Here is a 19,513-nt window from a genome sequence, read left to right as displayed (position 1 = left end):
TAGATGCCAAATATTCAGGCTTAAGCCCTCCTGTATGAAGGGTGCCAGAATGTCATTTTGCGCTCAATCATTGCGATCAGCCCATAAGAGAGCGACCCTGCAAGAGCGGCTACAAAGATTTCGGCCCAGACCATATCCACATTCATGCGGCCTATTTCAGCCGATATGCGGAAGCCCATGCCGACAATCGGCGTGCCGAAAAACTCGGCGACAATCGCGCCGATCAGCGCCAGTGTGGAGTTGATTTTGAGCGCATTGAAGATGAAAGGCATGGCTGCAGGCAGGCGCAGTTTGACGAGTGTCTGCCAGTAGTTTGAGCCATAGGTTTCCATCAGGTCGCGTTCCATCGAACCGCTCGCAGCAAGCCCCGCAACGGTGTTTACCAGCATCGGGAAGAAGGTCATGATGATGACGACGGCTGCTTTCGAGTGCCAGTCGAAGCCGAACCACATCACCATAATGGGCGCAACGCCGACGATGGGGAGGGCAGCAGCGAGATTGCCGAGCGGCAGCAACCCTTTTCGCAGGAATGGCACACGGTCAGCGATGATGGCGGTGATGAAGCCCAGACCGCAGCCCGCAACATAGCCAATGATAACAGCTTTAAGAAATGTCTGCTGAAAGTCGGCCCACAGGATTGGGATGGAACTGGTTATCCGCGCCCATATAACCGATGGTGCGGGCAAAAGCACCTGCGGCACGGCAAACAACCGCACAGTGACTTCCCACAGGAGCAGCATTGCAAGGCCGAACAGGGCAGGGACCGCGATGTCCAGCAATTTCTGGCTGCGGGGATTGCGGGATTTCAGGCTTGCGACCCAACCGACAATCGCCCATGAGACGGCAATCAGCGCGATGATGATTATGACATTCGTCATGTTACCGCCCTTTCTGGCTTTGCACCCATGCGTCGATTGACGACGCTTGCGACAAACCCGACGAGGGCCACAAGCACTCCGGCCATGATCGCAGCTGCAATAAGTGCTGCCCATATCTGAACGGTCTGCCCGTAATAAGAACCGGCAAGCAAACGTGCGCCAAGGCCCGCGACTGCGCCCGTTGGCAATTCGCCGACGATAGCGCCCACAAGGCTGATGGCGACGGCGATCTGCATGGATGTGAACAGGAAGGGCATGGCAGCGGGCCAGCGCAGTTTCCAGAAAACTTGATTCTGTGACGCGTTGTAGGTCCGCATCAGATCAAGATGCATGACATCGGGGGATCGCAGACCTTTCACCATGCCCACGGCCACGGGAAAGAAGGAAAGGTAAGTCGATATGATGGCTTTTGGCAAAAGCCCCGATATGCCGATGGCGTTCAAAACCACGATAATCATCGGTGCGATGGCGAGAATGGGGATCGTCTGCGAGGTGATGATCCACGGCATCAGGCTTTTGTCGAGCGTGCGCGAATGCACGATGCCGACCGCCAGCAATACGCCAAGCGCCGATCCCAGCACGAAGCCAAGCAAGGTCGACGAAAGCGTTACCCAGCCATGATAGACCAAACTGCGCTTGGAACTCGGCTTAACATCAAAGACGGTTTTCCAGATTTCTTCGGCCACCTGATGCGGGGCAGGAAGGACAGGGCGGTCCTGATGCATCGTGTTGGCAACGGTTGTCGAGAATGCAATCTCGGTTCCGGCGCGCTCCGCCTGATCGCGTTCAAACGGCGCATTGAGAAAGACCGCAAGCAGATACCAAAGCCCGATGATGATGGCGAGAACCGTCGTAACCGGTACAAATTTGTCGTGAAAAAAGGCTTTCATGTTTGCCGCCCCCCTTCACCTGATTTATGCCCCCGCCGTTTACTCATGCCCCCTGATTTACTCATGGATATGCCCCAGCCGCAGGCCTTCGCGCACGCGATGGGCTATCTTCAAAAACGCTTCCGATTCACGGATATCAAGCGTCCGGTCAGGACCAAGATCGCAGTCGATGATTTCATGAATGCGGCCCGGACGCGGGCTCATGACGACAATTTTGGTGGACAGAAACACAGCTTCAGGAATGGAATGCGTTACGAAGATGACTGTCTTCTGCGTTGCGGCCCAGAGCTTGAGAAGCTGTTCGTTGAGGTGATCGCGAACGATCTCATCCAGCGCGCCGAAAGGCTCGTCCATCAACAGCATGTCCGGGTCAAACGACAGCGCACGTGCTATCGATGCCCGCTGCTGCATGCCGCCTGAAAGCTGCCATGGAAACTTCTTTTCAAAACCGGTGAGATTGACCAGTGCCAGGTTCTTTTCGATCAGCGCTTTGCGCTCGGCGGCACTATATCCCATCACCTCAAGCGGCAGGCTGATATTGTTTTCAATGGTGCGCCATGGAAACAAAGCGGCTGCTTGAAAGACATATCCGTATGAGCGATCCAGCCGCGCCTGCTCTGGCGTCTTGCCGTTGACGGTTACAATGCCAGAGGTTGGCTGTTCAAGATCGGCCACCACACGCATCAGCGTGGTCTTGCCGCAACCCGACGGGCCGATGAAGGAAACAAACTCGCCGCGCTTAATCGTGAGATTAATGTTGGACAGTGCATGAACCGGACCATCATTGGTCTCGAACACCAAGGAGAGATCCTCGACGTTAATCACCGTCTGCGCATCATCCAAGCCCCTCTTCGGGGCCACGCTATCATTCGAATTCATGCGTATTTCCCGAAGCTGAGCTGGAGCCATGTATCAGACCCCTATCGGCATATGTTCGGCGCTGCGTTCCACCTTGCGTGGCGCAACGATTTCCTTCCACTGCGACAATGCCTTGTTCACCGCACCATTTGGTTCGCGTTCAACAAAACGGCCATCGCCCGGTTGTGCTGTTACATGCCCCTTGTCGAAAGCAAGGCGACCGCGCGAGAACGTCTTGACCGGCAGGCCTTTCAGCTCAAAACCTTCGAAGACATTGTAATCAATGGATGAATGTTGCGTCTTTGCCGAGACCTTTTTAGTCGCTTCCGGGTCCCAGATGATGAGATCGGCATCAGCACCCGGCAGGATCGCACCCTTTCGCGGATAGATGTTGAGAATCTTCGCGATGTTGGTGGAGGTGACAGCCACGAACTCATTGGGCGTGAGACGGCCGGTGCGAACGCCACGTGTCCACAGCACAGGAAGCCTTTCTTCAAGCCCGCCTGTACCATTTGGAATCTTGGTGAAATTACCAATGCCATGACGCTTCTGCTCGGAGGTGAAGGCGCAATGATCGGTTGCAACACATTGCAGACTGCCTGCAGCTAAGCCTGCCCAGAGACTATCCTGATTGACCTTGTCGCGGAACGGCGGCGACATCACGCGGCGCGCGGCATAATCCCAATCGCGATTATGATACTCGCTCTCATCCAGTGTCAGGTGCTGGATCAGTGGTTCACCATAAACGCGCATCCCTTTCTGACGCGCACGGCGGATCGCTTCATGGCTCTGCTCGCAGGAGACATGCACCACGTAAAGCGGCACACCCGCCTGATCGGCGATCATGATGGCGCGGTTAGTGGCTTCCCCTTCCACTTCCGGCGGGCGCGAATAGGCATGTGCTTCCGGTCCGTCATTACCAGCGGCCAGCAGCTTTGCCTGCAATTGTGCAACGATATCGCCGTTCTCAGCATGGACGAGCGGCATAGCGCCAAGTTCGGCGCAGCGCTGGAACGATGCGAACATCTCGTCATCATTGACCATCAAGGCGCCCTTATAGGCCATGAAGTGCTTGAAAGTATTGATGCCGCGTTTCACCACTTCCGGCATTTCATTGAAGGCGCGTTCGCTCCAGCCGGTAATTGCCATGTGAAATGAATAGTCGGTGCGGGCCTTGCCTGCCTTCTGGAACCACTCCTGCAACGCATCGAGCAGATTGCCTTCCGGCCCCGGCAGCACGAAATCAACGACCATCGTCGTGCCGCCAGCAAGCGCGGCTGCGGTGCCGGTATCGAAATCGTCGGATGAATAGGTGCCCATAAAGGGCATCTGCAAATGCGTATGCGGATCGATGCCGCCGGGCATGATGTAACAGCCCGAAGCGTCAATGGTTTCATCGCCGGTCAGATTATCACCCACGGCAACAATCTTCTCGCCTTCGATGAGAACGTCGGCTTTAAAGGTGCGGTCGGCAGTAATAACTGTGCCGCCCTTGATCACTTTGCTGGCCCCAGAACTTACCATGTTCGCGTTCCCCTTTTTGGTTTTGTTTCGAACATTAAGCAGTATTGGATGGAACGAATGCTAACTCACAATTTCAGCAGTCTCCAATACGGCATGAAGAAGCACATCAGCGCCAGCCGATGCCCACTCCTTTGAAATTTCCTCGTCTTCATTATGGCTCAGGCCATCCACACATGGACACATAACCATGGCAGTTGGCGCTACACGATTGATCCAGCAGGCATCGTGTCCAGCACCCGAAACGATATTGCGATGGCTGTAACCAAGCCGTTCGGCTGCATTGCGGATGGCGGTGACGCAACCTTCGTCGAATGTGACAGGATCGAAATGTCCGGCCACTTCGATCTCGATACCGATGCCCAGTTCCTTTGCGATCTTAGGCGCTTCGGCCTCAAAACGCTCTTTCATGGCATCGAGTGTTTTCTGGTTAGGAGAGCGGAAATCGACGGTGAAGACGATCTGACCCGGCAACACATTGCGCGAGTTCGGCGAGACTTCGATATGGCCGACGCCGCCCACGGCATCTGGCTGATGTGACATGGCAATCTCGTTGACGAGTTGCAGCATCTTACCCAAGCCCACGCTTGCATTTTTGCGCATCTTCATCGGCGTCGAGCCGGTATGCGCTTCTTTGCCGGTCAGTGTAACCTGCAGCCACCACAGCCCCTGGCCATGGGTGACAACGCCAATATCCTTGTTTTCAATTTCGAGGATCGGGCCTTGTTCGATGTGGAGCTCGAACATCGAGTGGATCTTGCGCTTGCCGACCGGCTCATCACCCTTCCAGCCAATGCGCTCCAGCTCATCAATGAATTTCTTGCCTTTGGCGTCGGTGCGCTCATAGGCCCAGTCCTGCTCATGCACGCCGGCAAAAACGCCGGATGCCAGCATTGCAGGCGCAAAACGTGTACCTTCTTCGTTGGTCCAGTTGACCACCACGATAGGTCGCTTTGTCTTGATATTGGTGTCGTTCAATGTGCGCATGACTTCAAGTCCGCCCAGCACACCGAGCACACCGTCATATTTGCCGCCTGTCGGCTGCGTGTCGAGATGACTGCCCATATAGACCGGATCAGCATCCGCATCTTCGCCGGGGCGAAGGAAAAACATGTTGCCCATCGTATCGACGGTCATCGATAGTCCGGCTTTTTCACACCACGACTGGAAAAGTTGGCGGCCTTCGCTGTCTTCATCGGTCAGCGTCTGGCGGTTATTGCCGCCACGAATACCAGGGCCAATTTTGGCCATATCCATCAAGCTGTCCCACAGGCGATCACCATCGACCTTGAGATTGCTGAAACTGGGATTGTTGCTGAGCACCATACGCTCTGCCTCCACATTTCAAGCATGCATCAACGGCGGCATTGCTGCCAGCGCTTCGCATGATATGTTGTTCCCGCGACCTGGCTCTTTGGCCTCAATCTTCTTGCAACAATTGCAAAAACTTGACTAGTTGGTCAAAATGCAGGCTAGAAGAGCGTTCGACACTGGTCAAGCGGTTTTAAGAAATTTTGCTCTGTCAAAAGGTGTTAAATGGTCACAGATGCGACAGCTCCCGTCGAAGCAGGTGTGAACGAGAAGGCGGAGGGTGCGACCCGCATTCAGGGAATCAATCGCAGGCTGATTCTGGATGCGGCTCTGGACGTCTTTTCTGCCTATGGCTTTCGCGGATCTACCGTCGACCAGATCGCCGAAAAGGCAGGGATGTCGAAGCCAAACCTGCTTTATTACTTTCCGCGCAAGCAGAATATCTATGTGACAGTTCTCGAAGAGACACTCACAGAATGGCTCGGCCCGTTTGAGAGCATCAACCCGCAAGGCGATCCGCTGGATGAACTCCGGCACTATATTACGCAGAAACTTGAACTCTCTGCGAAGAGACCGGAAGCATCGCGCCTTTTCGCAAATGAAATTCTGCATGGTGCTCCGGCCATTACCGATTTTCTCAAAGGTCATCTGAAAGATCTGGTCGATGAAAAGGCGCGGGTCATTCATCGCTGGATCGAGGAAAAGCGCATTGCGCCGATTGATCCTTACCACCTCATTTTCACGATCTGGGCGGTGACACAGCATTATTCTGACTTCTCGGTTCAGGTCGCAGCCGTTCTTGGCAAGCGCACGGAAGAACCTGATTTTTATGAGCAGACAGCACGCTCCATTGCAGCAATCATTCTTGACGGTGTGCGTGTTCGCGACGATGTTTCGCCCTTATGAAAACGATTCTTATTGCAGCAGCCATTGTCCGTGATGACGCGGGCCGTTTCCTCCTCGTGCGCAAGCGCGGCAGCGAGATTTTCTTCCAGCCTGGTGGCAAGATTGATGCAGGCGAGAAGCCTGAAACAGCCCTTATCCGCGAGATCGAGGAAGAGCTTGGGATTCTCATTGATGAGAGCCAATTGCGCTATGCTGCAAAGATGTCGGCACCGGCTGCCAATGAAGAAGGTGCAACTGTTGAAGCCGAATTGTTTCACCTTGCATTAAACGATGGGCAGATACCCACCGCCTCAAGCGAAATCGAAGAGCTGATCTGGGTTGCGGCGGGCGATCAGACCCGACCTGTAGCCCTGCTTTCACAAAGCATCCAGACACGGTTTTCGGAAGCAGTTTAAGCAATATCGACGCGATTTCCTTCGCCATCGAACAGATGGAGATGCTGTGCCGGGAAGCTCACTTGAATAGAGCCCTGCGCATGAAGCGCATCGCGATCGAGCGTGAAAATCTTGAACGGCAATCCGTGCAGGCTGAGATGCAGGATAATGCCGAAGCCGGTCGGCTCGACCAAATCGACATCAGCCGTCAGGCCTGCTGAATTCTCGATATGAACATGCTCTGGACGAATGCCAAGCGTGGCGTTCGCGCCATCCTTGAGTTTTACGGGCTGCGGTAGCGCGATGAGCGTGCCGTCCTTGAGTTTCAAACGCGGACCACCATCCTGTTCAAGATAGGCAACATCGAGAAAATTCATGGCGGGGGAACCGATGAAACCTGCCACGAAGAGATTGGCCGGGCGGTCATAAAGCTCGAGTGGGGAGCCGACCTGTTGCACCACGCCACCATGCATGGCGACGATACGGTCGGCCAGAGTCATGGCTTCGATCTGGTCATGTGTCACATAGATGGATGTGGCTTTCAGCTCACCATGCAGCTTCTTGATTTCAGCACGCATCTGCTCGCGCAGGCGGGCGTCGAGGTTGGAAAGCGGCTCGTCAAAGAGGAAGGCCTTGGGCTGACGCACAATGGCACGGCCCATGGCAACGCGTTGGCGCTGGCCACCAGAAAGCGCTTTTGGCCGTCGTTCCAGCAAGGGCTCCAGGCCGAGCTTTGTAGCTGTTGATTTGATGGCGCTTGCGATCTTTTCTTTCGGCGTTTTGCGCAGCCGCATGCTGTAGCTCATATTGTCGGCGACACTCATATGCGGATAGAGCGCATAGGACTGAAACACCATCGCAATATCGCGGTCTTTGGGTGCGAGTTCATTGACGCGCTTGCCACTGATCTGCACCTGACCGGCAGTGATGTCTTCAAGGCCAGCAATCATGCGCAGCAATGTGGATTTGCCACAGCCTGACGGGCCGACCAGCACAATGAATTCGCCATCTTTGATCTCAAGATCAACGCCGTGCAGAACAGCATGTTCGCCATAGCTCTTGCGGACTGACTGAATATCGATGGAAGCCATAGGGAAAAATCCTTTCAGCCTTTGACCGCGCCTGCCGTGAGGCCCTGCACGAGATATCGTTGAATGAGGAAGAAGAAGAGACAGGCCGGGATCAGTGCGAGCACACCCGCCGCCATCATCTGTCCGAAATCGACCGAGAACTTTGAGACAAAGCTCAAAAGCCCGACCGGGAACGTGGCTGAATCATTGCCGGAAATCAGCATCAGCGCGAACAGAAGCTCGCTCCACGCAGCAGTGAAAACGAAGCCGAGCGTGGCTGCAATGCCGGGCAAGGTGAGCGGCAGAATGATTTGGCGAAACGCCATGAATTGCGTTGCACCGTCAATCTTCGCAGCTTCTTCGAGGTCTTTCGGGATGCCGTCGAAGAACGACTGCATCAGGAAGGTTGCGAAAGGCACATTGAATGCCGAATAGACGATGATGAGGCCGATCAGGCTGTTGGTGAGGCCGAGCGGCGCCATGATCTTATAGATAGGCGCGATCAGCATCACGAGCGGAAACATCTGGGTGAGCAGCATCAGCGCTACGATCCAGTATTTGGCGCGGAAGTTGAAACGTGACAGCGCATAACCGGAAAGTGATGCCAACAGCGTGACGATGATGGCGGTTGAGCCGGACACGATCAGACTGTTGCGGAAGAACAGCGGGAACGAGCTGTTATTCAAGACATGGCTGAAGTGATCGAACGTCGTGCGCGATGGCCAGAGCCGCACACCTTCGCTGTACAGCAGGTCATTGGGCGTGACCGAAACTTTGACCAGCCAGAAGATCGGAAAAAGCGCGAATAGAACAAACAGCAAAATAGCTATGCGATGTGCGCCGACAAGGAGAAATTTACGGTTTGTCATGACCTTAATCCTTGTTTAGCAGCGTCTGGCGCAACAGCACGATGAGCATCGAATAGACCATCAGCAACACGAGCAGCACCATCGCAATGGCAGACGCATAGCCAAAATCGAGCCGCTTGAAAGCCTGCGTGAAAATGTAGCTTGCGACGATCTGCGTGCGGTCGGCCGGGCCACCGCCGGTCATCACGACAATCAGATCTGCACTGTTGGCAATCCAGACGGTGCGCAACAAAATGGTGATGGCCATGGTGGGTGCAAGATAAGGCAGCGTAATAGAAAGGAAGCGCTGCACTGGGCCCGCGCCATCAATGCTTGCTGCCTCGTAAAGATCGCGTGGGATGGCCTGCAAGGCCGCGAGCATGGTGATCGCAAAGAACGGAATCCCCCACCAGACACCGGCGGTGATAATGCCCCACATGGCAAGATTGGGATCGGACAGGATATTGTCAGGCGCACTCAATAGTCCAATGGCGTGCAGCCAATGAGGAAGTGGACCGATAACCGGGTTAAACAGCCATGCCCAATTAAGACCGGTCAGGAATGTTGGCACTGCCCATGGCAGGAAGATCAGCGCTTGCGCCAGACCGCGACCCGCAAACGGCTTGTCGAGCAGCAATGCCAGAATAAGTCCAAACACAAATTGCAGCAGGACCGAAAAGCCCGTCCACCAGAGCGTGTTTTTCAATGAGCGATAAAACGCCTGATCGGTTGCAAGTTCCCGAAAATGTTCAAGCCCGACAAAGCCGCCGGAAAACGGATTGAGCAACTGGATATCGCGAAAGGCATAGGACACGCCAAGGACCAGCGGAACCAGCATGATAGCGCCAATCAGGATCAGCGCCGGAGCACTGTAAAGATAGGGTTCGGAGGCGTGCGCAAAACGCTGCAAAAAGCTGCGCTGGTCCTGCTTTGGCACTTCGCTGCGCACCGGGGCCTTTATGGAAGCGGTGTCGGTCATCATTTTTCCCTTCGCGGGGATTGCATGAAGATGATGAGCAGGCGCGAAAACTCCGCGCCTGTCAAGTTTACGCGGCTTACTGCTTGGATAGGTGCTTCTGCTGTGCCTTGGTCAGATATTCTGCCCACTGGTCGGCCAACTGATCCGGCGTGATGTCGCCGAGAAGCGCTTCCTGCGACGTCTTGATGACGAGCGAATCCTTGAAGAAGGCAAATTCTTCAAGATAGGTCGGCATCACGGTTGGAACGACGTTCTTGTCAGCCAGTTCATCGAACCAGCCCTTGAACTGCTCACCGCTATAGAACGGATCGTTCTGTGCGGATTTGAGAACCGGCAACGCGCCGGTGCGCTTGTTCCATTCGATGTTGCCTTCAGGTCCTTCAAGGGTGGAAATCAGCTTCCAGGAAAGGTCCTTGTTTTTGCTTCCGCTCATCATCGACCATCCGGCAAAGCCAATGGTCGGGAAGGTCTTGCCATCCGGGCCCTTTGGCATAATGGCAACGCCGAAATCTTCAGGCTTCATGCGCTCGGCAATGGCGATTAGGGCGTCCGGGTCCTGATTGAGGAAGGCGCAGGTGCCGCTATAGAAACCAGCGACGGTTTCGTTGAAACCCCAGTTCACGCTGTCCTTTGGTGCGAGGCCGTTCTTGTAAAGATCGACCATCCAGGTGATACCCTTTTTCCAGCCTTCGCTGTTCATGGTTGAGGTGCCGTCTTCATTGAAGAACTTATTGTTGCCTGCCATGGACGCAGCAAAGATCACCCAGCCATTAAGTCCGCCGGGACCACCGCGCATACAGAAGCCTGACTTGCCGGGAAGGGCTGCGATCTTCTTGGAAGCCTCAACGAATTCGTCCATCGTCTTTGGCGGCTCGGATACACCAGCCTCAGACAGCAGCTTCTTGTTGTAGAACATGGCGTTCAGATAGAAGCCGTAAGGCAGCGTATAGGCAGTGTTCTTGACGCTGCGGCCAAGCTCAAGCGCACGCTCGGTCAGGTCTGGCGTGGTTTCCCACTTTTCCAGATATGGCTCGAGGCTTTCCAGCATCCCGTTATTGGCATAGAGCGAAACCCAGGTGTCGGGCATTTCCATGACGTCAGGAATTTCACCAGCCGAAACCATGGTTGCGAATTTCTGGAAGGATTCGCCCCATGGCAGCGAGATGATTTTCACCTTGGTTCCTGGATTGGCGGCTTCAAACTTTGCAACAATTGATTCAAGCGTCTTGGTGCGCTCCGGGCTGGTGATAACCTCCACCAGCTTCAATGTTGTATCGGCAAGCGCTGTGCCACTCATCAGCATGGTGGCGAGTGCGGCGACTACTAGTTTCTTCATTTCCGTTCCCCTTTTTTTATCCTCACGGCGGTTTATTTCATGCGATTGACTGAGCGAGCGCTCCTTCAATGTCTCTCCACAGCGCTTCGGTTCCTTCCAGTCCGACATGCAGGCGCACCGAGCGCGCATCAATGCCGAATGTGTGTGCCGAATTTGGCTGTGCCTTTTGCTGCAACACCACTTCGCCCGGTACGATCAGGCTTTCATGTCCGCCCCAGCTCACGCCAAGCTTGAACAGGTTGAGATGGTTGCAGAATTCGCGGATATTCACGCCTTCGTGGAAGATCACCGAGAACAGACCGGACGTGCCGGTCAGCCCTGCTGGCAGGCGATTGGCAAGTGCTGGATGGCAAACAGTTTCCACCGTATCGAGCGCTTGAAGACGCTTTGCTATTTCGAGTGCCGAGGCTTCATGCGCCTTCATGCGCGTTGGAAGAGTACGCATGCCGCGAATAAGCAGCCACGCATCAAATGGTGAAAGCTTGCCACCGAGATATGGGTAGGTTTCTGCGCGAATTGCATTGATCAGCGCTTTCGAGCCGGTCACAACGCCTGCCACAACATCGCTGTGACCGCCGAGATATTTCGAAGCCGAATGCACAACGAGATCAACGCCAAGCGACAGCGGACGCTGGAAGATCGGGCTTGCCCAGCTGTTGTCGATGATGCTCAAAACGCCGTGTTGTTTGGCGATTTTGGCCAGAGCGCCGACATCATGGGCTTCCATGACCCAGCTTGTCGGGCTTTCCATGTAGAAGATTTTCGCGCCGGGCAAAGCCTTTGCGACTGCTTCTTCGTCACGTCCGTCGACATAATCGACCTGCACCTGCATGCGCTTCAGGATGGTACCGAACAGCCGGAACGCATCCGGGTAGACATGGCGCACCGCAACAATGCGATCACCCGGATTGACGAAGGCCAATACGCTTGATGAAATTGCGGCCATACCGCTGGCAAACCCCAGCGCATCTTCGCCGCCCTCAAGCTTCGCCAGCATTTCTTCAAATGCCCGCACGGTCGGGTTGAGTCCACGTGTATAGATTGGACGAACTTTTTCGCCGCGATAGGAGGCGACCATATCGTCATAGCTTGGGAAGGTAAAAAGCGAGGTCTGCACGATGGGGGGAACCACGGCGTCGTATGCATTGCTTTCATCATGAGCAACCGTAAGTGCTGCAAAATCCAGCGAATCCATCCCGTCGGTCATTTGGACATTTCCTTGATGTCTTCCTCAACAATGTCGAGGATCTTGAGTGTTTCCAGCCGCGCGGATTCAGGGTCCTGAGCCACGATGGCGTTAAAGAGCGTGCGGTGGAACGGAAAGGTCCGCCGCGCGAAATCGACGCGCTCAAACGGATGATCCCAGAAGTGCAGAAAGGCTTCGCGCATCTGTTCGAGCAATTGTCTGAAAAGCGGATTATGGGTCGCGTCATAAATGGCGAGATGGAAGGCAAGATCTTCGGGGCCTGACGTGCCTTCAGCGATGTGAACACGCTCCATCTCGTTCAGATTGCGCTCGATAATCACGAGGTCATCGGCTGTGCGTTTGCGCGCTGCAACCATGCTGGCTTCCGCTTCAATGCCGCGGCGTACTTCAAGCGATTGCAGCAATGCATCGCGCAACTGTGCGGGATCGAATGAGAGCGGCATATGGATTGTCGCCGCCGAAATCGGCTTCAGCAGATAAGTGCCGCTGCCCTTGCGGGCTTGAATCACCCCCAATGCCTGAAAATGACGGATTGCTTCGCGAATGGTGGACCGACCAACGGCGAGTGCAGTCATCAATTCACGTTCTGCGGGGAGGCGGTCACCGGCCTGAAGCTGCGCTGTCGCGATGTAATTGGCGAGAGCATCCGTTACCTGCCGGGCACGATCCATCGGCGGTAATGGCGCTATTTGCAGCAGCCTGCGATCTTTCATCCTGCCTCCATTTTACAGATTGGCCCAGAGATCAGCCCCGCGATCAGCCCAGAGACTAACCTAGTGTTTGGCCCAGTGTCCGGTCCAGAATCTCAACGCGCAATCAGGTCAGAACCGGTTCCCTAATTGGTTTTTAAATTGGTCTGACATCATAGTAATATCGACAGGAAATCGACATTGTCAAGCGGGTGCTGGTGAAGGGTTTTATGATGGGGTGATCGGGGATCATCTGTTATCTTATTGATATAAATCGAATATTTATCTTAACTCCGTGAGATCGCTCTGGTGAATGATTTATTTGCGCATGAATAAGCTCTTTGCATGGGCATGTTTTTCCGATTGCACTTGCGCAAACTTGCTCCTATCAATCGGCGGAAGAGGCAGCGCGTCCCGAAACGTGTGAAGCGGTTTTTGGATAAGAGGCGCTGGATAAGGAGCGCGGCACGTTGAGCGCCGTTGTTGGGGAGATATCCATGCAATTGAAGGCATCCGAAAAACGGACGCTTGGCCGGACCGGTCTGACTGTAACGGCGCTTGGTCTGGGAACAGCACCTTTGGGCGGGCTCTATGCGCCGGTCGCGCGTGCTGACGCCGACGCTCTGCTCGAAGCGGGCTGGGATGGTGGTATCCGCTATTTTGATAGCGCGCCGATGTATGGCTATGGCCGCAGTGAACACCTTCTGGGTGATATGCTGCGTGAAAAGAATGAGCGTGCGGTCATTTCGACTAAAGTCGGACGCCTGATGACCAATGAGCGTGCCGGGCGCAAGCTGCCGCCAGCGCCACCAAAGAACCCGCTTGATTCCGGCTGGCACAATGGGCTGAATTTCCGCGAGGTATTTGATTACAGCTATGACGGCATCATGCGGAGCTTTGATGATAGTCAGCAACGTCTTGGCTTTCCGGACATCGATCTGCTTTATGTCCATGACATTGGCCGCGTGACCCATGCCGACAGGCACGAGCTTCATTGGAATGCGCTGACCAGGGGCGGTGGATTCCGCGCGCTGAGCGAATTGCGCGACGCAGGCAACATCAAGGGCTTTGGTCTTGGTGTGAACGAATGGCAGATCATTCGCGATGCGCTTGAAGAAGCTGATCTCGACTGCTCGCTTCTTGCTGGCCGCTATTCACTGCTCGATCAGGTGTCGGAAAAAGAATTCCTGCCATTGGCGCAAAAGCGTGGCATGGCGCTGGTCATCGCCGGTGTTTTCAACTCAGGTATTCTTGCGGCACCGCGCGGCGGCGAACAGAAGTTCGACTATGCCGATGCGCCTGCCAAAATCATCGAGCGCACCAATCGCCTGCATGACATTTGCGATGAGTATCATGTGCCGCTTGCCGCTGCCGCCATGCAGTTCCCGATGATGCATGAGGCGGTTAGTTCCATTCTGATCGGTGTTCGCTCACCTGAACAGATCAGGCAAAATGTTGTGTGGTTTGAACAATCGATCCCGGATGAATTCTGGACGACACTTCGCTCGGAAGGTCTCATTTCGTAATCATGACGTCCAAAATTCTCTGCGTTGGTGCCCTCACCATGGACACCATTTTCCGCCTCGATACGCTTCCCGAACAGGCAGGTAAATATCTGCCTCGCGAGGCGGTCGAGATTGCTGCTGGCATGGCATCAAGTGCAGCCGCTGCGATTGCCCGGCTTGGCGGTGAGGTGGCGCTCTGGGGTTCTGCGGGAATTGATCCGGTGGGCGATCGCGCCATAGCGGAGCTTGAAGCCGAAGGTATTGATTGTTCCCATATTCGGCGGCTCGATGGCGCCCGCACCGCATTTTCTTCGATCCTCGTCGATGCGAATGGTGAACGCATCATCGTGCCTTTTTATGATCGCAGGCTCGCAAGTCCGTCTGATCCGGTGCCGCCGATTGCAGCGGGAGCTTATGTGGCTGTCATGACCGATGTGCGCTGGCCATGGGCTGCTGAAACCGCGCTGCGTGCTGCGCGTGACGCAGGTATTCCGGCCATTCTGGATGCTGATACGGCACCCGTCGAATTGCTCGAAACGCTGCTGCCGCTTGCGACCCATATCGTAGCATCAGAACCTGCCGCGATCAGCGTGGCAGGGACGACCGATTTGAGCGAATGTGTCCGCATTTTAGCTGATCGCTATGATGTTTTTACTGCTGTTACCGCTGGAGCGGATGGCTGCTATTGGTCAGACGGCGCTGGCCAATCCGTTTCACATGTGGCGGGTTTCAAGGTCGATGCAGTGGATACGCTTGCTGCAGGTGACGTGTTCCACGGTGCTTTTGCACATGGTCTGGTGGAGGGAAAACCGATGACGGACATCATCCGCTTTGCCAATGCCGCTGCCGCCATCAAATGCGCGCGTTTCGGCGGACGAGCCGGTTCACCACATAAAGCGGAAGTTCTTTCATTCATCGAAAGCGGCGTTGTTCCAGCACGATAAGTTAAGCGACGTACATCTTCCTCCCTCGTCCGTCGAGACGCTGTTTTCAACAGCTCCTCAGGATGAGGGAGGAAGATGTCAGCGCTTTGGACTAACCCGCGTTTCAGCTATTTTACGTTCTCTCCCATTTTCCCGAAATCATGCGATTACACACTGAACTCGAATTGACTCTTTACTAACATGTTAGTATGTGCAAACCTAAGTTCAAACTTGGGAGGAGCCAGTTTTGGCACACGATAATTCTGGTCAGGAGCGCTTCGGGCTTTCTGCAGCGCTTACAACGCCATTCGATGCGGATGGCAAAATCGATGTCAGTCGTGCTCTGAAGCACGCCCGCGCTCGCCTCGATAGTGGCTGCTCAAGCGTCACTTTGTTTGGCACCACAGGCGAAGGTTCGTCGATCGCTGATGCCGAACGCGCAGCACTTCTGGATTGCTTCATTGCTCAAGGCTTTGCAGCTTCCAACATCGTTGTCGGTGTGATGGAAAACTCGGTTGCTGATGCTGTCCTTCAATCGGCCGATGCGCTGCGTCGCGATTGCAAGGCCATTCTTCTGGCACCCCCATCCTATTTCAAAAACCTTTCCGATGATGGCCTGTTCAACTGGTTTTCTGCAGTCTTCAAAGGTCTTGGCGATGATGCGCGCAGCATCATTCTTTACAACATTCCGTCGGTTACTGCCGTTGAGCTTTCTGTCGATTTGATCAGCCGTCTGCGTGCAGCTTTTGGCGGTATCATCACTGGTGTGAAGGATTCGTCGGGGACCTGGGCCTATACGGAAAAACTGCTTGCCGCACACAAGGACATTGCGATCCTGATCGGTGATGAGCGCGATCTTGCTGCGGGTGTTCGTCTTGGTGGGCAGGGTGCTATTTCCGGCATGGCCAATCTGTTCCCGGATCGTCTTCTGCGCATGGTCAACGAAGGTCAGGACGACGCTGAACTCGTCAGCGCCGTGCAGCAGTTGCTGAACTATCCGGTCACGCCAGCAGTGAAGGCTATGGTTGCGCGTCATACGGGTGACATGGAGTGGCGTCGGGTGCGTGCACCGCTCGTTTCACTCAACGACGCGGATTTCAATGCAATTGGCAGTGTATTCGACCGTTTGCATATGGCAAAAGCGGCCTGATCACGGCATAAGCGAACGGCACTGAGAGGGGACAGGCTTTGGCGGAAGATCACAACGAACCGGTAAAATTGCGGGATAAAGCTTATCAAAGCTTCACCCAGCATTTGCTGGCGCGCGATTTTCATCCGGGCCAATTCGTTTCTCAGCGTCAGCTCGTCACCATGACAGGCCTGCCGCTCGGTGCTATCCGCGAACTTATCCCGCGCCTTGAAGCGGAAGGTCTTATCAAGACCGTGCCGCAGCGCGGGCTTCAGATTGCGCATATCGATCTCAATCTCATCCGCGAGGCGTTTCAGTTTCGCCTTTTCATCGAGAAAGAGGCGATTGCCATCTTCTGTCAGGCGGCATCTGACGAACTGCTACGTTCGTTGCGCGCGGAGCACGAAGACACGCTCAATCGTGCGATGAGTGAAGGTGAGACACCGGAGCTGGAAGAGCAGGCGCAGAATATCGACTGGAGCCTTCACGATACGATTGTCGGCTCGCTCGACAATGAAATCATCTGGCGCGCTTACCAGACCAACACGATCAAGATGCGTCTGATCAATCAGGAGCGCTTCCGCATTACCGGACGCGTTATCCCGGTCATGCAGGAACATCTTTCCGTGCTGAGCGCAATCGAGACCCGAGACCCGCAGACAGCCATGGATGCCATCGCCGTTCATATCAACAATGCGCGGAAACTGGCTTTGCATATATGAGACTGACGGTCTGGCGAGAGGAGTCGCCGAGCCGGAAGAATGACAGGCCAAAATGTATAAGGCCTAAAACACAACAGGGGAGGAGTAAGCAATGAATCTGTTACGTCCGACACGCCGCCAGTTTATGGCGGGAACCGCAGCAATCGCTGCATCCGGCATCACGGGCTTCACCCCGTCATTCGCCCAGTCAAATGTCGACTGGAAGAAATTTGCCGGAACCACACTTGAAGTAAACCTCATCAAAAGCCCGCGCGGCGAAATCCTTCAGAAGCATCAGAAGGAATTTGAAGAGCTGACGGGCATCAAGGTGCATTCCGAGCAGATGCCGGAACAGCAGCAGCGTCAAAAGGCCGTGATCGAGCTGACTTCCGGTCGCCCGAGCTTCGACGTCATCCACATCAGCTATCACGTTCAGAAGCGTCAGTTTGAAAAGGGCGGCTGGCTTGCCGACCTCAATCCGTTCCTGAAAGACCCGACGCTGACCGATGCATCGCTTACAGAAGATGATTTCGCAAGCGCTGGTCTGACATTCGCCAAGGATGCCAATGGCCGCTTTGGTGCGCTGCCGTTCTCGGTTGATTACTGGATTATCTACTGGAACAAGGAGCTCTTTGCGGAGAAGGGTCTTGAATTCCCAAAGACGTTTGAAGAGCTTGTAACAACCGCCGAAGCACTGACCGATCCATCAACCCGAACCTATGGCTTCGTCGCTCGCGGCATGAAGAATGCCAATGCGCCGGTCTATACCAGCTTGCTGCTTGGCTATGGCAAACAGTCGGTTGATGCCGATGGCAATCTACAGACGGATTCGGCTGAAGGCATTGAAGCTGCCAAGCTCTATCAGCGCCTGATGACCAAATCGGCACCTCCCGGTGTTGCAGGCTTCAACTGGGCTGAATGCCAGTCGAACTTCCTGCAGGGACGTGTCGGCATGTGGCTCGATGGCATCGGCTTTGCGCCACCGCTGGAAGACCCGAACAAGTCGCGTGTTGTCGGCAAGGTTGGCTATGGCGTCATGCCGGCAGGCCCGAATGCACAGGCAGCACCAACGACAGGCGACGGCATTGGCGTGACCGAAGCTTCCAAGAACAAGGAAGCCGCATATCTCTATTGCCAGTGGGCTATTTCCAAGGAAATGGGTGCACGTCTTCTGCAATCGGGATCGGGCGTTCCTTTCCGCAAGTCGATCATTGACGACGAAGCAGTGCGCAAGGCTGTCACCATGCCGGAAGGCTGGGTGGAAGCCCTCTCGAAGTCTGCCCCGATCAGCCAGCTCTGCCTGCCTGTCATCGTGCCTGTCACGGAATTCCGCGACATTATCGGTGTCGGCCTCACCAATCTTCTCAATGGTGCTGACGCAGAAACTGAAATGAAACGCGCGACGGAAGAATTCCGTCCGGTCCTCGCACGGAGCGAAGGAAAATGACATCTGCCGCCCCGATAGGAGCAAAAACGGAAGCTGCTGCGAAGGCAGCTTCCTCCACCAAGTCGGTCACGAGCCGCTTGCGGCCCAGCTACTGGCCGTTTGTTCTGCCCGCCTTGATCACCGTCGGGGCGGTGATCGTCTTCCCATGGGTGTTCACGCTCTGGATGAGTGCCAACCAGTGGCAGCTCGGCGGGGAGCAGAGCTTTGTCGGTTTCGACAATTATCTGCGTCTTGCAGCCGATATGCGCTTCTGGGAATCCATGTGGCATACGGTTGTTTATACGGTTCTGTCAGTCGTGGCCCCGATGATTCTGGGCACGATTGCAGCGCTGGTCTTTGACAGCAAGCTGCCAATGCGCGGGCTGTTACGCGGTATCTTCGTCATGCCGATGATGGCAACGCCGGTTGCGGTCGCGCTGGTCTGGACGATGATGTATCACCCACAGCTGGGTGTCTTGAACTATCTTCTTTCGCTGATCGGTGTTCCGCCACAGGAATGGATTTTCAACCAGAACACAGTCATTCCGTCGCTGGTTGCTGTTGAAACCTGGCAGTGGACGCCGCTGGTCATGCTGATCGTGCTGGGCGGTCTTGCTTCAATGCCGCGCGATCCGTTTGAAAGTGCGGAAATCGATGGTGCCAATGCCTGGCAGAAATTCCGGTACATCACACTCCCGATGATCCTGCCTTTCATCATGGTAGCTGTGATTATTCGCTCGATCGATGCGCTGAAAAGCTTCGACATCATCTATGCGATGACGCAGGGCGGTCCCGGAACGGCATCGGAAACCATCAACATCTATCTCTATAACGTGGCGTTTTCTTATTATGACATTGGTTATGCATCGGCAATTGCCGTGGTGTTCTTCATTGTCATTATCGCCATGTCGCTTGTTCTTCTGGCGCTGCGCCAGCGGACCAAGTGGAACAGCTGAGGACCG

At 54.9% G+C, this 19,513-nt stretch carries 19 protein-coding genes; 8 read left to right on the top strand and 11 right to left on the bottom strand.

Going from position 1 to position 19,513, the window contains the following annotated elements:
* Positions 1-20 precede the first annotated feature (20 nt).
* Genes QBD00_RS03760 through QBD00_RS03740 form a run of 5 tightly spaced genes read right to left on the bottom strand, consistent with a single transcriptional unit; the run spans position 21 to position 5,473 of the window.
* A complete protein-coding gene (locus QBD00_RS03760) occupies positions 21-878 on the bottom strand; it encodes an ABC transporter permease (RefSeq protein WP_318578686.1) in 858 nt (285 codons plus the stop codon).
* Positions 875-1,768, bottom strand: coding sequence for an ABC transporter permease (locus QBD00_RS03755; RefSeq protein WP_318578685.1), 894 nt, complete (start codon positions 1,766-1,768; stop codon positions 875-877). Before QBD00_RS03755 ends, QBD00_RS03760 begins: the two co-directional genes overlap by 4 nt.
* 57 nt (positions 1,769-1,825) lie before the next feature.
* Positions 1,826-2,647: an ABC transporter ATP-binding protein gene (locus tag QBD00_RS03750; RefSeq protein ID WP_095445997.1), complete on the bottom strand. Its 822-nt coding sequence runs from the start codon at positions 2,645-2,647 to the stop codon at positions 1,826-1,828.
* Positions 2,648-2,680: 33 nt separating this feature from the next.
* Positions 2,681-4,150, bottom strand: coding sequence for a dihydropyrimidinase (gene hydA, locus QBD00_RS03745; protein WP_318578684.1), 1,470 nt, complete (start codon positions 4,148-4,150; stop codon positions 2,681-2,683).
* Between the two features lie 60 nt (positions 4,151-4,210).
* The gene (locus QBD00_RS03740; RefSeq protein WP_318578683.1) at positions 4,211-5,473 is read right to left on the bottom strand and encodes a Zn-dependent hydrolase; all 1,263 of its coding nucleotides are present in this window, start codon (positions 5,471-5,473) and stop codon (positions 4,211-4,213) included.
* Between the two features lie 210 nt (positions 5,474-5,683).
* Between QBD00_RS03740 and QBD00_RS03735 the strand changes: the two genes are divergently transcribed.
* Entirely contained in the window at positions 5,684-6,364 is a 681-nt protein-coding gene (locus QBD00_RS03735; RefSeq protein ID WP_095446000.1) for a TetR family transcriptional regulator C-terminal domain-containing protein, read from the top strand.
* Entirely contained in the window at positions 6,361-6,759 is a 399-nt protein-coding gene (locus QBD00_RS03730) for an NUDIX hydrolase (RefSeq protein WP_095446001.1), read from the top strand. The genes QBD00_RS03735 and QBD00_RS03730 overlap by 4 nt, the downstream gene beginning before the upstream one ends.
* Here QBD00_RS03730 and QBD00_RS03725 read toward each other — a convergent pair.
* From QBD00_RS03725 to QBD00_RS03700, 6 genes are all read right to left on the bottom strand, one after another.
* Entirely contained in the window at positions 6,756-7,829 is a 1,074-nt protein-coding gene (locus QBD00_RS03725) for a sn-glycerol-3-phosphate ABC transporter ATP-binding protein UgpC (protein ID WP_318578682.1), read from the bottom strand. The genes QBD00_RS03730 and QBD00_RS03725 overlap by 4 nt on opposite strands.
* A 14-nt stretch (positions 7,830-7,843) precedes the next feature.
* Positions 7,844-8,677: a carbohydrate ABC transporter permease gene (locus tag QBD00_RS03720; RefSeq protein WP_095446003.1), complete on the bottom strand. Its 834-nt coding sequence runs from the start codon at positions 8,675-8,677 to the stop codon at positions 7,844-7,846.
* A 4-nt stretch (positions 8,678-8,681) separates the two neighbouring features.
* Entirely contained in the window at positions 8,682-9,635 is a 954-nt protein-coding gene (locus tag QBD00_RS03715; RefSeq protein ID WP_318578978.1) for a sugar ABC transporter permease, read from the bottom strand.
* A 76-nt stretch (positions 9,636-9,711) separates the two neighbouring features.
* Entirely contained in the window at positions 9,712-10,971 is a 1,260-nt protein-coding gene (locus QBD00_RS03710; RefSeq protein ID WP_318578681.1) for a sugar ABC transporter substrate-binding protein, read from the bottom strand.
* A 37-nt stretch (positions 10,972-11,008) separates the two neighbouring features.
* Positions 11,009-12,178, bottom strand: a complete 1,170-nt coding sequence (locus QBD00_RS03705; RefSeq protein ID WP_318578680.1) for a PLP-dependent transferase — start codon at positions 12,176-12,178, stop codon at positions 11,009-11,011.
* Positions 12,175-12,891: a FadR/GntR family transcriptional regulator gene (locus QBD00_RS03700; protein ID WP_318578679.1), complete on the bottom strand. Its 717-nt coding sequence runs from the start codon at positions 12,889-12,891 to the stop codon at positions 12,175-12,177. Before QBD00_RS03700 ends, QBD00_RS03705 begins: the two co-directional genes overlap by 4 nt.
* A 473-nt stretch (positions 12,892-13,364) precedes the next feature.
* Between QBD00_RS03700 and QBD00_RS03695 the strand changes: the two genes are divergently transcribed.
* The 6 genes from QBD00_RS03695 to QBD00_RS03670 all read left to right on the top strand — a co-directional run bounded on the left by QBD00_RS03695 (position 13,365) and on the right by QBD00_RS03670 (position 19,507).
* Entirely contained in the window at positions 13,365-14,393 is a 1,029-nt protein-coding gene (locus tag QBD00_RS03695) for an aldo/keto reductase (RefSeq protein WP_318578678.1), read from the top strand.
* Positions 14,394-14,395: 2 nt separating this feature from the next.
* Entirely contained in the window at positions 14,396-15,316 is a 921-nt protein-coding gene (locus QBD00_RS03690) for a PfkB family carbohydrate kinase (RefSeq protein WP_318578677.1), read from the top strand.
* A 226-nt stretch (positions 15,317-15,542) separates the two neighbouring features.
* Positions 15,543-16,445, top strand: a complete 903-nt coding sequence (locus tag QBD00_RS03685; RefSeq protein ID WP_318578676.1) for a dihydrodipicolinate synthase family protein — start codon at positions 15,543-15,545, stop codon at positions 16,443-16,445.
* A gap of 38 nt (positions 16,446-16,483) precedes the next feature.
* Entirely contained in the window at positions 16,484-17,146 is a 663-nt protein-coding gene (locus tag QBD00_RS03680) for a GntR family transcriptional regulator (RefSeq protein ID WP_134152830.1), read from the top strand.
* A 91-nt stretch (positions 17,147-17,237) separates the two neighbouring features.
* On the top strand, positions 17,238-18,572 hold the full coding sequence (locus QBD00_RS03675; RefSeq protein ID WP_318578675.1) for a sugar ABC transporter substrate-binding protein: 1,335 nt from the start codon (positions 17,238-17,240) through the stop codon (positions 18,570-18,572).
* Positions 18,569-19,507, top strand: a complete 939-nt coding sequence (locus tag QBD00_RS03670; protein WP_318578674.1) for a sugar ABC transporter permease — start codon at positions 18,569-18,571, stop codon at positions 19,505-19,507. The genes QBD00_RS03675 and QBD00_RS03670 overlap by 4 nt, the downstream gene beginning before the upstream one ends.
* Positions 19,508-19,513: the final 6 nt, after the last annotated feature.

The sequence above is a fragment of the Ochrobactrum sp. AN78 genome (genome assembly GCF_029909885.1).
Taxonomy (GTDB): domain Bacteria; phylum Pseudomonadota; class Alphaproteobacteria; order Rhizobiales; family Rhizobiaceae; genus Brucella; species Brucella quorumnocens.
This window is presented reverse-complemented; position numbering and strand designations above follow the sequence as displayed.

What these genes read in the sequence shown, in the direction of transcription:
- QBD00_RS03740 (WP_318578683.1), bottom strand. Translation starts at nt 5,473, where the DNA reads ATGGTGCTCAGCAACAATCCCAGTTTCAGCAATCTCAAGGTCGATGGT.
- QBD00_RS03690 (WP_318578677.1), top strand. Translation starts at nt 14,396, where the DNA reads ATGACGTCCAAAATTCTCTGCGTTGGTGCCCTCACCATGGACACCATT.
- QBD00_RS03730 (WP_095446001.1), top strand. Translation starts at nt 6,361, where the DNA reads ATGAAAACGATTCTTATTGCAGCAGCCATTGTCCGTGATGACGCGGGC.
- QBD00_RS03725 (WP_318578682.1), bottom strand. Translation starts at nt 7,829, where the DNA reads ATGGCTTCCATCGATATTCAGTCAGTCCGCAAGAGCTATGGCGAACAT.
- QBD00_RS03710 (WP_318578681.1), bottom strand. Translation starts at nt 10,971, where the DNA reads ATGAAGAAACTAGTAGTCGCCGCACTCGCCACCATGCTGATGAGTGGC.
- QBD00_RS03675 (WP_318578675.1), top strand. Translation starts at nt 17,238, where the DNA reads ATGAATCTGTTACGTCCGACACGCCGCCAGTTTATGGCGGGAACCGCA.
- QBD00_RS03720 (WP_095446003.1), bottom strand. Translation starts at nt 8,677, where the DNA reads ATGACAAACCGTAAATTTCTCCTTGTCGGCGCACATCGCATAGCTATT.
- hydA (WP_318578684.1), bottom strand. Translation starts at nt 4,150, where the DNA reads ATGGTAAGTTCTGGGGCCAGCAAAGTGATCAAGGGCGGCACAGTTATT.
- QBD00_RS03715 (WP_318578978.1), bottom strand. Translation starts at nt 9,635, where the DNA reads ATGACCGACACCGCTTCCATAAAGGCCCCGGTGCGCAGCGAAGTGCCA.
- QBD00_RS03695 (WP_318578678.1), top strand. Translation starts at nt 13,365, where the DNA reads ATGCAATTGAAGGCATCCGAAAAACGGACGCTTGGCCGGACCGGTCTG.
- QBD00_RS03750 (WP_095445997.1), bottom strand. Translation starts at nt 2,647, where the DNA reads ATGAATTCGAATGATAGCGTGGCCCCGAAGAGGGGCTTGGATGATGCG.
- QBD00_RS03735 (WP_095446000.1), top strand. Translation starts at nt 5,684, where the DNA reads ATGGTCACAGATGCGACAGCTCCCGTCGAAGCAGGTGTGAACGAGAAG.
- QBD00_RS03760 (WP_318578686.1), bottom strand. Translation starts at nt 878, where the DNA reads ATGACGAATGTCATAATCATCATCGCGCTGATTGCCGTCTCATGGGCG.
- QBD00_RS03700 (WP_318578679.1), bottom strand. Translation starts at nt 12,891, where the DNA reads ATGAAAGATCGCAGGCTGCTGCAAATAGCGCCATTACCGCCGATGGAT.
- QBD00_RS03670 (WP_318578674.1), top strand. Translation starts at nt 18,569, where the DNA reads ATGACATCTGCCGCCCCGATAGGAGCAAAAACGGAAGCTGCTGCGAAG.
- QBD00_RS03755 (WP_318578685.1), bottom strand. Translation starts at nt 1,768, where the DNA reads ATGAAAGCCTTTTTTCACGACAAATTTGTACCGGTTACGACGGTTCTC.
- QBD00_RS03705 (WP_318578680.1), bottom strand. Translation starts at nt 12,178, where the DNA reads ATGACCGACGGGATGGATTCGCTGGATTTTGCAGCACTTACGGTTGCT.